Source organism: Polaromonas sp. P1_F9, assembly GCF_056405615.1.
Genome location: NZ_JBFUBT010000002.1, coordinates 133,984 through 148,644 on the forward strand (window position 1 = coordinate 133,984; position 14,661 = coordinate 148,644).

The window sequence follows — 14,661 nt, forward strand, 5'->3', positions numbered from 1 at the left end:
CGGCATTTTTTATGGCCGGGCGCTACACACTGTCACACGCCTGTCGTGATCAGACACATACGATCAGCCCTTTAACTCCGGAAACACCCATGACCGTATCGACCCGCCAGGCCGTGAAGCAAGGCAGCCTGCTCGCCCTTGTTTGCAGCAGCGTACTACTCACCGCTTGCTCCTCCTCAGGCACAACATCTCAAGCAGGCCTGCCCACCCTTGACGGCAAGGCGCCACTGGTCATCGCCCATCGCGGCGCTTCGGGTTATGTGCCGGAAGAAACGATGGAGGCCTATGTGCGGGCGATCGAACTCGGCGCCGACGTGATCGAGATGGACCTGGTCGTGACGAAGGACGGCGTGCTGGTCACCCGTCACGACCCCAACCTGGCGATCAGCACCGACGTGGCCAAACACCCGGAGTTCGCTTCGCGCAAGAAGACCATCCAGGTCGACGGCGAAACGCAGACCGGCTGGTTCAGCAACGACTTCACGCTGGCCGAGATTCGCACCCTGGGCGCGATCTCGACCGACGCCGAGCGCCCGCAGCAGTTCAACGGCCAATACAAAATCCCGACCCTTCAGGAAGTGGTGGACATGGCCAAGGCTCAATCCATCAAGACAGGCCGCACGATTGCGATCTACCCGGAAACCAAGAATCCGACCTACTTCCGCGAACTCGGCCTGCCGATGGAGGACAAGCTGATCGCCATCATCAACGCAGCCGGCTGGAACAGCAAGACCGCGCCGATCTACGTGCAGTCGTTCGAGCCCGGCAGCCTCAAGTACATGAAGAGCAAGGGCCTCAACACGCGCCTGATCCAGCTGATCGACGGCGACGGCATTGACCCGAAAACCGGCCGCGTGACCTTTTCGGTGCCCAGCGATCGCCCCTACGACTGGACCAAGGCCGGCGACAAGCGTTTCTTCAGCGCCATGGTCACACCCGCAGGCCTGGCAGAGATCAAGACCTACGCAGACGGCATCGGCCCCTGGAAGCGCTACATCATCAGCACCCAGGGCACCTTCGGCGCCGACGGAAAGCAGGTCGACATCAACCGCGACGGAAAGCTCAACGACGCGGACTCCACCTCGCAGCCAGCCACCAGCTTCGTCGCCGATGCGCACAAGGCAGGCCTGTTCGTTCATCCCTTCACCTTCCGCAACGAGTCGCGCCGCCTGGCCACCGACTACCGGGGCGACGCCAAGGCCGAGTACCTGGCCTTTTACCGCGCAGGCGTTGACGGCGTGTTCACCGACTTCACCGACACCGCCATCGCCGCACGCACGCAGTACCTAAAAGAATCTAGCCGCTGAAACAAGCCGTGGCGGGTTTCATCTGCCAAACCTCAATGCTATGAAATTAATAGCTGCTTGCGCTCATATTTAATGGGTCAGGCAGCTTTTTTATTTATAGAGAAGGCCGAGAAGGCTCTGCTTCCACGATGCGCGGCATATTCCAGCCATAGGGCCGGCTACACAGCCCGGGGTGCGAGGCCCAGCTTTTCTCAAAATGAAACATCGGGGCCCGTGAAGATATGGCCTCAGTCGAGATTTGTCGATGGTGACTGGCTTATAGTGACCTACGCACTGAACCTCATCCCATTCACTTCAAGCGCAAGCCAACACCCATGAAAACCAAAGCCGCCGTCGCCTGGAAATCAGGCCAGCCCCTGACCATTGAAACCGTGGACCTGCAGGGCCCGAAGTTCGGTGAGGTGCTCGTCGAGATCAAGGCCACCGGCATCTGCCATACCGATTACTACACGCTCTCGGGCGCCGACCCGGAAGGCATCTTCCCGGCCATCCTCGGCCATGAGGGCGCGGGCATTGTGGTCGATGTCGGCCCCGGCGTGACAACGCTCAAAAAAGGCGACCACGTCATCCCGCTCTACACGCCCGAATGCCGGCAATGCAAGTTCTGCCTTTCGCGCAAAACCAACCTGTGTCAGCTGATTCGAGGCACGCAGGGCAAGGGCCTGATGCCCGACGCCACCAGCCGCTTCAGCCTGGACGGCAAACCCATCTTTCACTATATGGGCACCAGCACTTTCAGCAACTACACCGTCGCACCCGAAATTTCGCTGGCCAAGATTCGTGAAGACGCGCCCTTTGACAAGGTCTGCTACATCGGCTGCGGCGTCACCACCGGCATTGGCGCGGTGCTCTTTACCGCCAAGGTCGAGGCTGGCGCCAACGTCGTGGTGTTCGGCCTGGGAGGCATTGGCCTCAATGTGATTCAGGGCGCGAAGATGGTGGGCGCCGACAAGATCATCGGCGTCGACATCAACCCCGCGCGGCAGGAGATGGCGCGCAAATTCGGCATGACGCACTTCATCAACCCCAAGGACACCGAAAACGTCGTCGACGCCATCGTGCAACTCACCGACGGCGGCGCGGATTACAGCTTTGAATGCATAGGCAACACCAAGGTGATGCGCCAGGCGCTGGAATGCACGCACAAGGGCTGGGGCCGCAGCATCATCATCGGCGTGGCCGAAGCCGGCGCAGAGATCAGCACCCGTCCCTTCCAGCTGGTAACCGGCCGCAAATGGGAAGGCTCGGCCTTCGGCGGCGCGCGCGGCCGCACTGATGTACCCAAAATCGTCGACTGGTACATGGAAGGCAAGATCAATATCGACGACCTGATCACGCACACCATGCCGCTGGAAGATATCAACAAAGGTTTTGATTTGATGAAAAGCGGCGAATCGATTCGCGGTGTGGTCATCTATTAGTCGGCCATGGCAACCCAACTGGAACTCCTCAGCGAACACGGCTGCTTCGGTGGCGTGCAGCGCTTTTACCAGCATGACTCGCGCGAGATTGGCCTGCCCATGAAGTTCTCGGTGTTCCTGCCGCCGCAAGCCATGACTGGGGAGATGGTGCCGGCGCTGATCTACCTGGCGGGCCTCACCTGCAACGAAGAAACTTTCATGATCAAAGCCGGTGCCCAGCGCCTGGCGGCCGAGCTGGGCCTGGCGCTGATAGCGCCTGACACCAGCCCGCGCGGCGCAAAGATTCCGGGTGAGACCGACAGCTGGGATTTCGGCCGCAGCGCGGGCTTTTACCTTGACGCGACACAGGCGCCGTGGTCGCAGCACTACCGCATGGAGAGCTACATCACGGCAGAGCTGCTGCCGCTGCTGACGGGCGCCCTGCCGATTGACGCAGGCCGCATCGGCATCTTCGGCCACTCGATGGGCGGCCATGGCGCGTTGACGCTGGCACTCCGGCATCCGGATCTTTTCACATCCGTCTCTGCGTTTGCGCCCATCTGCGCGCCCAGCCACTGCCCGTGGGGGCGCAAGGCCTTCACTGGCTACCTCGGCAGCGATGAATCAAACTGGGTTGAACATGACGCCACCGCCTTGATGAACCTGATGCCCGCGGCGCCCTACCCGGGCGGCATACGCATAGACCAGGGGCTGGACGACAAATTCCTCGCCGAGCAGCTGTACCCCGAGCTCTTTGAAACGGCCTGCGCCAAAGTAGGCCAACCGCTGGCGTTGCATCGCCATGCAGGTTATGACCACGGCTACTACTTCATCGCAACCTTCATGGCCGAACACCTGCAGCACCATGCGCGGCAGCTGGGTCTGGCCGCGGCCGTGGCCGCTTGATTGAAGGCTGTGAGGCTGCCTTAAGCCTGCATTAAGGCCGCCCCAATACAATCCAGCGCTATGCCGCTGCGCCCTTCCCCTTCCGCATCCTCCACATCGCGGCCCGCTCCCCTGGCCACTGTGCGGCAAGACGCCGGCATGCAGCCGTTGTGGCTGGTGGTCATTGCAAGCCTCTGGATGGCCACGGCATGCAATGTGGCCTTATGGCGCGAACTGGCCCGCCTGCCCGGCCTCACTGGCGGCCAGGCTGTCGTCATCAGCATTGCGCTGGCGCTGGTGATCACGCTGGCCACCACGGCGCTGCTCAGCCTGCTGGCCTGGCGCTGGACGCTCAAGCCGGCCATCACGATCTTCCTCTTGTCGGCGGCCTTCGGCGCCTACTTCATGATGGCCTACGGTGTGGTCATCGACAAGACCATGATGATCAACACGCTGCAGACCGATGTGCGCGAAACACGCGACCTGCTGAACTGGCGGCTGCTGGCCACGGTGACGGCGCTGGCGGTCCTGCCGATGGTCTTCTTGTGGCGGCAAAAGGTCAGGCGCGCAGGCGCGGTGCGACAAGTGCTTGTCAACGCGACCACCTTCACCGGCGCCTGCGTGTTGCTGGTGCTGGTGGTGTTTGTGTTCTTCCAGAGCATCGCCTCTGTGATGCGCAACTACACGTATGTGCGCTACCTGATCAATCCACTCAATTCCTATTACGCGCTCGGCGCCATCGCAGCCAAGCCTTTCCAGCGCGACGAATCCGTCGTGCTCCCTCTGGGCGAAGACGCCAGACTCGGCGCCAATTACACAGCCCAAACCAAACCGCCGTTGCTGCTGCTGGTGTTGGGCGAAACAGCGCGCAGCGCCAACTTTTCACTCAACGGCTACGGCCGCCCCACCAACCCGCTGTTGGCCAAAGAAAACATCGTGAGCCTGCGCAATGCGTGGTCGTGCGGCACCAGCACGGCTGCGTCGGTGCCTTGCATGTTCTCCAATTTCGGGCGTGAAGCCTATGATTCGCGGCCCACCAACTACGAAGGCATGCTGGACGTGCTGCAGCGCGCGGGCCTGGCCGTGCTGTGGATCGACAATCAATCGGGCTGCAAAGGCGTGTGTGACCGCGTGCCCAACATGAACACCGTACAGCTCAAAGTACCAGGCCTGTGTGATAGCGGCGAATGTTTTGACGAAGTCATGCTGCACGGCATTGACGAACGCATTGCCGCGCTGCCGGCCGAGCGCCGCGCCAAAGGCGTGGTGGTCGTGATGCACCAGATGGGCGGCCACGGCCCGGCGTATTACAAGCGCTCGCCGCAAGCTGTCAAAAAATTCCTGCCCGAGTGCACCGACAACGCGCTGCAAAGCTGCAGTCGCGAAGGCCTGCTCAATGCGTACGACAACAGCATCGTCTACACCGACAAATTGCTGGCGTCTTCCATCCAGTGGCTCAAGGCGCAAGAAGCGCGCAGCGCACCCGCCCTGCTCTACCTCGCCGACCATGGCGAGTCGCTGGGCGAGAACAACCTCTACCTGCACGGCATGCCCTATGGCATCGCACCCGAGGTGCAAAAACGCGTGCCGTGGATCACCTGGCTCTCGCCCGGATTCGAGCAGCGCAACAAGCTGACCACCGCGTGCCTGAAGCAGCAGTTGGACGCGCCAGTGAGCCACGACAACTACTTTCACTCGGTGCTCGGCCTGATGAATGTGCAGACCAGCGTCTACAAGCCCGCGCTCGACATCTACGCCCACTGCGCCAAGCCCTGAGTTCACGCGCAGCGTCCGCGAAGCATCCGGATTCGCCGTAGGGCTTTTGCTGCCGCGCATGCACCAAAGTGGCGGCAGATTTAATATTCAATATTCATCTCAATAACAATTCTCTTATGCAAGAGTTGAATATGAATATTCGCAAGGCCGCCGCCTCCACTATCACTTCCACACTCCTTTTGACGCTCGCGCTCAGCGCCAGCGCAGCCGACCTGCTCGACACCGTCAAGCAGCGCGGCACACTCAAAGTGGCGCTCGAAGGCACCTACCCGCCCTTCAACTACAAAGAGGGCGGCCAACTGGCCGGCTTTGAAGTAGAGCTGGCCAATGCCCTGGCGCAAAAGCTGGGCGTCAAAGCCGAGTTCTCCACCAGCGAGTGGAGCGCCATCCTGGCGGGCCTGCAGGCCGGCAAATACGACGTCGTGATCAACCAGGTCGGTATCACCGATAAACGCAAGGAGACCTTTGACTTCTCCGAGCCCTACACCATTTCGGCCCCGCAGCTGATCATCCGCAAGGACGAAAAGCGCGAGTTCAAGACGCTGGCCGACCTCAAGGGCAAAAAGCTCGGCCTGGGCCAGGGCACCAACTACGCCGACATCGCCAAAAAAGTGGGCGGCATCGACGTGAAAACCTACCCCGGCGCGCAAGAGTATTTGCAGGATCTGGCATTGGGCCGCATCGACGCCGCGCTCAACGACAGCCTGCTGATTCCGTACATCGTCAAGCAGACCAAGCTGCCGCTCAAGCCCGGTGCACCCGTGGGTGACCTTGAAAAATCCGGCATTCCTTTTGTGAAGAACAACCCGAAGTTCAAGGCCGCCATCGACAAGGCGCTGGCAGACCTGCAAGCCGACGGCAGCTTCGCGAAGATCTCCACCAAATGGTTTGACCGCGACGTGAGCAAGCCGCCTGTCGCCGTGAAATAACCGAAGTAACATTCGATCAGCCGCGCGCCGCCTTCCGGCAGGCGCCCTGAAACACCCCGGCTCTTCGCCGGGGTTTTTATTTGTGGAGACTCCCATGGATCTGTCTGGCTTGACCCAGTTGCTGCGCGACGCTTTGCCGCTGATGCTCAAGGGCGCCGCGTGGACGCTGCTGCTGGCAGTGGCATCTGTTTTCTTCGGCGCCATCGTCGGCACCCTCGTGGCCGTCACGCGGCTGGCCAAGGTGCCTGGGCTTTCGCAATTTGCAACGCTGTATGTCAGCTGCATGCGCGGCACGCCGCTGCTGGTGCAGCTCTTTGTGATTTATTTTGGGTTGCCCAGCATCGGCATCCAGTTCGACCCGATCAGCGCGGGCATCCTGGGCCTGAGCCTGAATGTGGGAGCCTACCTTTCAGAAACCATTCGCGGCGCGATCAACGGTGTGGAACACGGCCAATGGAATGCAGCCCGCAGCCTGGGCCTGACGCAAGCGCAAACGCTGCGCTATGTGATCGGCCCGCAGGCCCTGCGCCTGGCAGTTCCCAGCCTTTCGAACAGCCTGATCAGCCTGATCAAGGACACCTCGCTGGTGTCGGTGATTGCCGTGGGCGAGCTGATGCTGGCGACCAAGGAAGTGATTGCCACGACCTTTCAGCCCTTTCCGCTGTACCTGGCGGCGGCGGGCATTTACTGGGCGATGAGTGCCTCATTCGAAACGCTGCAGAAAAAGCTCGAAGTGCGCCTCAACCGCAGCTACCTGCGCTAGCGAAGCACCGGTCACCAAAATCAGGTGTCGCTGATCAAACCACTCTGAATCGCCTGCTCGGTATTCGCAAAAATCGCCATCGCGGTCAGCATGTGCCGAAAGCCAAGCTTGCGGTAAAACGGTTCCTTGCCGGCGACCGCATACAGGATGATTTTTTTGTGGCCACTGGAAAGCTTCACCAGCGCCGCCACCATGTCTTTGCCCATGCCTGATCCCTGCCGGTCCGGCGCCACTGCGATGTCGCAGATGTAAGAGCAGTCCCTGCCGTCTGCTACCGCACGGCCGGCGGCAATCAGCCTGCTGCCCTCATACACAAAGCACTTGAACATGCTGTTGGAGAAGACGATCTGCAGGTCCGCAGGCTTCTTGTCGCCCAAGGGGGCAAGGCGGTAGAGATTGGAGAGCTCTTCCCAGTCCGCATCGGCCATGCCTTCCGATGAATATTTCCACTCGAGGGCCAAGGTGAACTCCTTTAATTTTCAGACAGCATGAGGTGTGATGCACACACTTGTTGGACTATAGCCCTCGCGTCGAACTGACGCGTGCCCCTCAGAACAGCCTGCCCTGCCCTTCGGCACCCGCAGCCGCTGGCGGCCGGAACCGGCTCAGATCCAGCTCAATACGCTGGCGATTAAAGCCGATCCGGTTGCAGGCTTTCTCAAAACGCTGCTTGATGAGCTCAGCCCACAGGCCGTGGCCCTTCATGCGCGTGGCGAAGTCGCTGTCGTAGTCTTTGCCGCCACGCATTTCGTGGATGCGCGCCATGATGCGCGCGGCGCGCTGCGGGTAGTGCAGCTCCAGCCACTCCTTGAAAATGGGCGCCACTTCCCAGGGCAAGCGGATCACGGTGTAGAACGCGCTGCGTGCACCGGCCTCCCAGGCCGCCTCCAGCACATGCTCCATGTCGTCGTTCACAAACGGGATTTGCGGCGCCACGCTCACGCCGACAGGAACGCCGTGCTCTGCCAGCGTGCGTATGGTGCGCAGGCGCCGATGCGGTGCGGCCGCGCGCGGCTCGAGCTTGCGCGCGAGTTCGCCGTCGAGCGTGGTGATGGTCACGTAGGAGGCGGCTAGCTTGTCGGCGGCCAGCGGCGCCAGCAAGTCGAGGTCGCGCTCCACGCCGCTGGATTTGGTGATCAAAGAGAACGGGTGCCGCACTTCCTGCATCACCTCGATGATGCCGCGCGTCAGTCGCAGCTCGCGCTCGGCGGGCTGGTAGCAGTCTGTGGCCGAGCCGATGTTAAGCAGCTTGGGAACATAGCTGCGTTTGCGCAGGTCGGCGCGCAACACCTCGGCAATGTTGCGCTTGGCGATGATTCTGGTTTCAAAGTCCAGCCCCGGCGAAAGGTTCAGGTAGCTGTGCGTGGGCCGCGCATAGCAGTACACGCAGCCATGCTCGCAGCCGCGGTACGGGTTGATGCTGTAGTCAAAAAAGATGTCGGGCGAATCGTTGCCGACGATGGCGCTGCGGGCGTCTTCCATCGTGACCGTGGTTTCGATCCGGGGCGCTTCGTCCGCCGCGCCTTCTTCCAGCGTTCCCCAGCCATCGTCCCATGCGTTGCGCACGTCTTTCTCAAACCGGTGCGGCATGCGCGTAGCAGTGCCCCGGCCCTTGATGGCATGGAGGGGGATGACGGCGTCGGACATGGGTCAACAGGATTTTGGTTGGAGGCAGGGCAGCGCTCGGCAGGGGCGCATAGATACTGTATATAAATACAGTATATTCAAACAAAAACCCTTTGGCAAATGCCTGCGGCAGTGCCCGCAATAATGGGTTTAAAGCAGGAGACATACCATGGCACACATACTGGCAAAACTCACCGGCGCGCCGCTGGCCGCCGTCAAACAACAGCTGAAAGATGACGCGGACGAACATGCGAAGCAAGGCATGCACCTGGAGCATCTTTGGCAAAACGCGGAAGACGCGGCCGAGGTGTTTTTTCTGTTTCAGGTGAAAGACCTGGCGCATTGCCAGCGGCGCATGAAGCAGACGCATGCAAAAGCCCGCGAAGAAAACCCCGATGTACCGCTACCGACCCTGATGTTTCTGGAGGATGCCTGAGGCTCATCCAACGCGTGATTGATACGCCCCTTTTCTATTTTTCCATTTTTCCTTCCCTCTCCTCCCTTCCGTTTCACCATGATTCAGCGACCTGAAAACCTTTATGCCCGCTACCACGCCCACGTGTATTTCGGGCCCGGCACCGTTGAGCAGGCACGTGCCCTGTGCGAAAAAGCTGGCGCGCTTTTCGGGATTGCCGTGGGGCGGGTGCATGAACGAGAGGTGGGACCGCACCCGCGCTGGAGTTGCCAGCTGGCATTTGACCGTGCGGCGTTCGGCAGCGTCATTCCCTGGCTCGAAGAACACCGCGACGGGCTGGATGTGTTTGTGCACGGGCTTACCGGTGACGACCTGGCCGACCACACCACGCATGCGTCATGGCTGGGCGAGCCTGCCGCGTTGAAGCTGGAGATGTTCAGGCGGTGAGCCGGGCTCCGGTTGAATGCTATTAATTCAATAGCTGCTTGCGCCCGTCCAGAAAGGCGAAGAGCTGCTTTTTAACGCAAATAAAAGCGACTCAGCCAGCGCGGCCGCAAAGGAATCGGCCGAGATTCCACCGACTGATACAGCACCCAACCCGCCAGCAGCGACAGCAGGAACGCCGACAACAGGCCCAGGACGTTTGCCGCAAGTTGCGTGGGCCAGAAATGGCTCACGATGGCATTAACCAGCAGGCACACCGGAAAGTGGATGAGGAACACAGAGTAGGACATGCGGCCCAACTGCACCAGCCGGCGTTGCTGCAACCACCGCACCGGCCAGGCACCTGGCTGCAGCACCGCCAGCCCGACCAGGCCGAAGGCGGTAACGAGCGCCACGACCAGGCGCCCCCTGAAATCCAGCGCCAGAGCCAGCCCGCCCATGACCGCCAGGGTCACGAGCCAGAAGCTGCGCCGCGCGCCGAGACGGTTTGCGGCCCAGAAGGCCAACATGCCCAGGGCATAGGAGCCGCAAAAATAGAGGGCGGTGACATCAAAGGCCGGCAGGCGGTTAAAAAACAGCAGCGAGGCCAAGGCGACCATCAGAATGAGGCTGACGCCGAGCGGGGCCGAAACCGAAGTGGTGTGTGTTGCGTCGCCGTCATGCGGCTGAAACTGGAACCGCCGGGCAAAGGCAAAAATGAGAACCGCCATGGCGTAGAGCTGGAAGTCGATGGCCACGTACCAGACACCGGCAGAAAGCGCGTCCTGCCCGAGCAAGTCCTGCAGCAGCAGGACGTGGGCCAGTAGCTGGTGCACCGTAGGGACCTCCGGCACCGAATGATGTGCGAACCAGGGCCTGACCAGCGCGGCCACGAGCATGCTCACGGCCAGCGCCACCAGATAGGGTTTGACGAGCCGCCAGTAGCGGCGAAAAATCAGGGCGCCAGGTGCGCCGAACACGGCCACACCCTGTGGCGCAAGCGAGGCCGCCGCCAGAAAACCACTCACGACGAGGAACACCTGCACAGCCATGCGGCCGTAGTCGTAAAGCCAGTCCATCAGGGCCGGTGCAAACGGGTGCACCACATCCGACATCGGGCCATAAAAAGCCAGGTGATGCAAAACAATGAGGACGCAGGCCAGCCCTTTGAGGGCATCCATGCCGGGAAAGCGTCGGGTTGCGGTTGTCAAAGCGGGTGTTTCAGTCGCAGCGCTGCTCTGGGTACCGATGACGCTTAAGCGCAGACCCGTTGGCGTGCCAGCTCGTACTCGCGCCTGAGCTGGTCCACAAAGGCCGCGGCGCTTTGGACCTTGCTGACAGAGCCAATGCCCTGGCCGCAGCCCCAGATGTCTTTCCAGGCCTTGGACTTGCTGCCCTCGCCGCCGCCAAAGTTCATGGTCTTGACGTCGCCTTCGGGAAGGTTCTCAGGATCCATGCCGGCTGCGCGAATCGACGGCGCGAGATAGTTGCCGTGCACGCCGGTAAAGAGGCTGCTGTAGACGATGTCGTCGGAGTTGCCGTCGACGATGGCCTGCTTGTAGGCGTCGGCCGCGCGCGCTTCGTCTGTCGCGATGAAGGCCGAACCGATATAGGCAAAGTCTGCGCCCATGGCCTGCGCGGCCAGCACCGCGCCGCCAGTAGAGATGGCGCCGGACAGCGCCAGAGGGCCGTCAAACCACTGGCGGATTTCCTGGATCAGCGCGAACGGGCTTTTGACGCCCGCATGGCCGCCCGCACCGGCGGCCACGGCCACCAGGCCGTCGGCGCCCTTTTCAATTGCCTTGCGCGCGAACTTGTTGTTGATGATGTCGTGCAGCACCACGCCGCCATAGCTGTGGGCGGCAGCGTTGATGTCTTCGCGTGCACCCAGGCTGGTGATGTAGATGGGCACCTTGTACTTCACGCACATCTCCATGTCGTGCTCCAGCCGGTCGTTGGACTTGTGCACGATCTGGTTGATGGCAAAAGGCGCGGCGGGTTTGTCGGGGTTGGCCTTGTTGTGGGCTGCCAGTGCCTCGGTGATCTCGGCCAGCCACTCATCGAGCTGCGACGCAGGCCGGGCGTTAAGCGCGGGCATGGCGCCGACGACACCAGCCTTGCACTGCGCGATGACCAGCTTGGGGTTGCTGATGATGAAGAGCGGCGAACCGATGATGGGCAAAGGCAGCTTGTTCAATGCGCCGGGCAGTCTGGACATGGTGGCTCCGTTGTTATTCTGAATTCAAGAAAAAACATGCTGCATCCCTTTACTGACGCGCGCAAGCAGCTATCAAATAAATAGCAGTGTATGCAAGGTCAGAACGCGTCCAGCGCCAGCGCCGTGACGCTGTCTGCGCCTTCCACAATGCTGTCGCGCACGCCAGGCGCCTTGGTCAGCAGGTGGTCGGCGTAAAAGCGCGCGGTGGTGATCTTGGCCTGCATGAAGGCAACATCAACACCCTGGGCGATTTGCTCTTGCGCCACCAGCAGCGAACGCGCCATCTGCCAGCCGGCCACCACATTGCCCGCGAGCATGAGGTAAGGAACGCTGCCGGCAAACACGGCGTTGGGGCTGGCCTTAGTGTTGCCCGCCACGAAATCCACCACATCGATGAATGCCAGGCGCGCGGCCTTCAGGCGCTTGGCCACGGCCAGCGCGTCGGCGCTGCCCTGCTTGAGCAGCTCGCCTTCGGTTTTCTCGATCTGCGCGGCAATCGCCCTGGCCGTCTGGCCGCCGTCGCGCAAAGTCTTGCGGCCGATCAGGTCGTTGGCCTGAATGGCGGTCGTGCCTTCGTAGATGGTCAGAATCTTGGCGTCGCGGTAGTACTGGGCCGCGCCGGTTTCTTCAATAAAGCCCATGCCGCCGTGCACCTGCACACCCAGCGAAGTCACTTCCAGGCTCATTTCAGTGCTGTAGCCCTTGACCAGTGGCACCATGAATTCGTAAAACGCCTGGTTCTGCTTGCGCACATCCGCATCGGGGTGGTGATGGGTCGCGTCATAAGCGGCAGCTGCCACGGAAGCCATGGCGCGGCAGCCTTCAATGTAGGCGCGCATGGTCATGAGCATGCGCTTGACGTCCGGGTGGTGAATGATGGGCGCGCTGGCCTTGATGGAGCCATCGACAGGTCGGCTCTGCACGCGGTCTTTGGAAAATTCCACAGCCTTCTGGTAGGCGCGCTCGGCAATCGCGATGCCCTGCATGCCGACCGCGTAGCGTGCCGAGTTCATCATGATGAACATGTACTCGAGGCCGCGGTTTTCTTCACCGACGATGTAGCCGACGGCGCCGCCGTTGTCACCGTATTGCAGCACGGCGGTGGGCGACGCCTTGATGCCCATCTTGTGCTCGATGCTCACGCAGTGCACGTCGTTGCGCGCGCCCAGGGTGCCGTCTTTGCCGACCATGAATTTTGGCACGACAAAGAGGCTGATGCCCTTGACACCTTCGGGCGCGCCGGTCACGCGGGCGAGAACGAGGTGCACGATGTTCTCGGCCATGTCGTGCTCACCATAGGTGATGAAGATCTTGGTGCCGAAAACCTTGTACGTGCCGTCGGGCTGCGGCTCGGCACGGCTGCGCACCATGGCGAGGTCCGAACCAGCTTGCGGCTCGGTCAGGTTCATGGTGCCTGTCCATTGGCCGCTCACCAATTTTTCAAGGTAGACCGCCTTGAGTTCGTCGGAGCCAGCCGTGAGCAGTGCTTCGATGGCACCATCGCTCAGCAGCGGGCACAGAGCAAAACTCATGTTGGCGGAATTGAGCATTTCGCCGCAGGCGGCACCTATGGTTTTGGGCAAACCCTGGCCGCCAAAATCGGCCGGGTGCTGCAGACCCTGCCAGCCGCCCTCGACGTATTGCCGGAAGGCGTCCTTGAAGCCGGGCGTAGTGGTGACTTCACCATTCTTCCAGCTGGAAGGATTGATGTCGCCGTCGCGGTTCAGCGGCGCAAGCACGCCCTCATTGAACTTGGCGCACTCCTCAAGTACAGCCTGCGCGGTGTCGAAGCCGGCTTCTTCAAAGCCGGGGATTTGCGCGATCTGTTCAATGTTGGCCAGGTGTTTGATGTCAAACAGCATGTCCTTCAGGGGGGCGGTGTAACTCATTTGTCTCTCCACTTAGTCGATGGCTGCCGTCGGTGCGCGGCAAGTCCGGATACAAAAAGGGCGTCACGAAGACGCCCTTTGATGCCTGCAATTACAGTGCGGCAACCAACTCGGGTACAGCAGTGAACAAGTCGGCCTCGAGACCGTAGTCAGCGACGCTAAAAATAGGCGCTTCCGGATCCTTGTTGATCGCCACGATGACCTTGCTGTCTTTCATGCCGGCCAGATGCTGGATCGCACCGGAAATACCGGCGGCGATGTAGAGCTGGGGCGCGACAATCTTGCCGGTCTGACCCACTTGCCAGTCATTGGGGGCGTAGCCCGCGTCAACCGCTGCGCGCGATGCGCCGAGAGCTGCGCCCAGCTTGTCGGCCAGCGGCGTCAGCACTTCGTTGAATTTCTCGCTGGAGCCCATCGCACGGCCGCCGGAGACGATGATCTTGGCGGCCGTCAGCTCGGGGCGGTCGCTCTTGGCGATCTCGGAACCCAGGAAGGTCGACCTGCCGCTGTCGGCAACGCCCGCGGGCGTTTCGATCGCAGCGGAGCCACCAGTGGCGGCAGCAGCGTCAAAGCCGGTAGTGCGCACGGTGATGACTTTGGTCGCGTCCAGACTTTGCACGATGGCGATCGCGTTGCCGGCGTAGATGGGGCGCTCGAAGGTATCGGCGGCATCGACCTTGGTGATATCGGAAATCTGGCCGACGTCCAGCGTCGCGGCCACGCGGGGGGCGATGTTCTTGCCCGAGGCGGTGGCGGGAAACAGGATGTGCGAATAGGCGCCGGCGATGGCCAGTACCTGCGCGGCCATGTTCTCGGCCAGGCCGTGGGCGAAATGATCGCCTTCGACGTGGATGACTTTGGCCACGCCGGCAATCGCCGCGGCGGCCTTGGCGGCGGCTTCGGCACCCTTGCCGGCCACCAGCACGTGCACATCGCCGCCGCACTGGGCGGCTGCGGTCACGGTGTTGAGGGTCGCTGGCTTGATGCTGGCGTTGTCGTGTTCTGCAATAACGAGTGCGGTCATGTCATC

General features: G+C 61.5%; 14 protein-coding genes. 8 read left to right on the forward strand and 6 right to left on the reverse strand.

Features of this window, described 5'->3' with window-relative positions:
- The first annotated feature begins 89 nt into the window (after window positions 1-89).
- From AC1DYR_RS05720 to AC1DYR_RS05745, 6 genes are all read left to right on the forward strand, one after another.
- Window positions 90-1,307: a glycerophosphodiester phosphodiesterase gene (locus AC1DYR_RS05720; protein ID WP_477704237.1), complete on the forward strand. Its 1,218-nt coding sequence runs from the start codon at window positions 90-92 to the stop codon at window positions 1,305-1,307.
- 314 nt (window positions 1,308-1,621) lie between these two features.
- On the forward strand, window positions 1,622-2,728 hold the full coding sequence (locus AC1DYR_RS05725) for an S-(hydroxymethyl)glutathione dehydrogenase/class III alcohol dehydrogenase (RefSeq protein WP_477704238.1): 1,107 nt from the start codon (window positions 1,622-1,624) through the stop codon (window positions 2,726-2,728).
- A 6-nt stretch (window positions 2,729-2,734) separates the two neighbouring features.
- A complete protein-coding gene (gene fghA, locus AC1DYR_RS05730) occupies window positions 2,735-3,613 on the forward strand; it encodes an S-formylglutathione hydrolase (RefSeq protein WP_477704239.1) in 879 nt (292 codons plus the stop codon).
- A gap of 60 nt (window positions 3,614-3,673) precedes the next feature.
- Window positions 3,674-5,368 (forward strand): phosphoethanolamine transferase, encoded by a 1,695-nt coding sequence (locus tag AC1DYR_RS05735; RefSeq protein WP_477704240.1) that lies wholly within the window; start codon window positions 3,674-3,676, stop codon window positions 5,366-5,368.
- 131 nt (window positions 5,369-5,499) lie between these two features.
- Window positions 5,500-6,297, forward strand: coding sequence for a transporter substrate-binding domain-containing protein (locus AC1DYR_RS05740; RefSeq protein WP_477674034.1), 798 nt, complete (start codon window positions 5,500-5,502; stop codon window positions 6,295-6,297).
- A gap of 94 nt (window positions 6,298-6,391) precedes the next feature.
- Window positions 6,392-7,060 carry an amino acid ABC transporter permease gene (locus AC1DYR_RS05745; RefSeq protein ID WP_477704241.1) on the forward strand — a complete coding sequence of 223 codons (669 nt, stop codon included), beginning with the start codon at window positions 6,392-6,394 and terminating at the stop codon, window positions 7,058-7,060.
- A 20-nt stretch (window positions 7,061-7,080) separates the two neighbouring features.
- Here AC1DYR_RS05745 and AC1DYR_RS05750 read toward each other — a convergent pair whose 3' ends face one another.
- On the reverse strand, window positions 7,081-7,521 hold the full coding sequence (locus AC1DYR_RS05750; protein ID WP_477704242.1) for a GNAT family N-acetyltransferase: 441 nt from the start codon (window positions 7,519-7,521) through the stop codon (window positions 7,081-7,083).
- Window positions 7,522-7,609: 88 nt separating this feature from the next.
- Window positions 7,610-8,707 (reverse strand): PA0069 family radical SAM protein, encoded by a 1,098-nt coding sequence (locus AC1DYR_RS05755; protein ID WP_477704243.1) that lies wholly within the window; start codon window positions 8,705-8,707, stop codon window positions 7,610-7,612.
- A gap of 148 nt (window positions 8,708-8,855) precedes the next feature.
- Between AC1DYR_RS05755 and AC1DYR_RS05760 the strand changes: the two genes are divergently transcribed.
- On the forward strand, window positions 8,856-9,122 hold the full coding sequence (locus AC1DYR_RS05760) for a hypothetical protein (protein ID WP_477704244.1): 267 nt from the start codon (window positions 8,856-8,858) through the stop codon (window positions 9,120-9,122).
- Between the two features lie 78 nt (window positions 9,123-9,200).
- The gene (locus AC1DYR_RS05765; RefSeq protein ID WP_477646791.1) at window positions 9,201-9,548 is read left to right on the forward strand and encodes a DOPA 4,5-dioxygenase family protein; all 348 of its coding nucleotides are present in this window, start codon (window positions 9,201-9,203) and stop codon (window positions 9,546-9,548) included.
- A 71-nt stretch (window positions 9,549-9,619) separates the two neighbouring features.
- On the opposite strand, the gene AC1DYR_RS05770 is transcribed toward AC1DYR_RS05765, so the two are convergent.
- From AC1DYR_RS05770 to AC1DYR_RS05785, 4 genes are all read right to left on the reverse strand, one after another.
- Complete coding sequence (locus tag AC1DYR_RS05770; RefSeq protein ID WP_477704245.1) at window positions 9,620-10,705, reverse strand: acyltransferase family protein; 1,086 nt, start codon at window positions 10,703-10,705, stop codon at window positions 9,620-9,622.
- Window positions 10,706-10,779: 74 nt separating this feature from the next.
- A complete protein-coding gene (locus AC1DYR_RS05775) occupies window positions 10,780-11,742 on the reverse strand; it encodes an NAD(P)H-dependent flavin oxidoreductase (protein WP_477671082.1) in 963 nt (320 codons plus the stop codon).
- A 98-nt stretch (window positions 11,743-11,840) separates the two neighbouring features.
- Window positions 11,841-13,631 carry an acyl-CoA dehydrogenase gene (locus AC1DYR_RS05780; protein ID WP_477704246.1) on the reverse strand — a complete coding sequence of 597 codons (1,791 nt, stop codon included), beginning with the start codon at window positions 13,629-13,631 and terminating at the stop codon, window positions 11,841-11,843.
- A 91-nt stretch (window positions 13,632-13,722) separates the two neighbouring features.
- Window positions 13,723-14,655, reverse strand: coding sequence for an electron transfer flavoprotein subunit alpha/FixB family protein (locus AC1DYR_RS05785; protein ID WP_477704247.1), 933 nt, complete (start codon window positions 14,653-14,655; stop codon window positions 13,723-13,725).
- Between the last annotated feature and the right edge of the window lie 6 nt (window positions 14,656-14,661).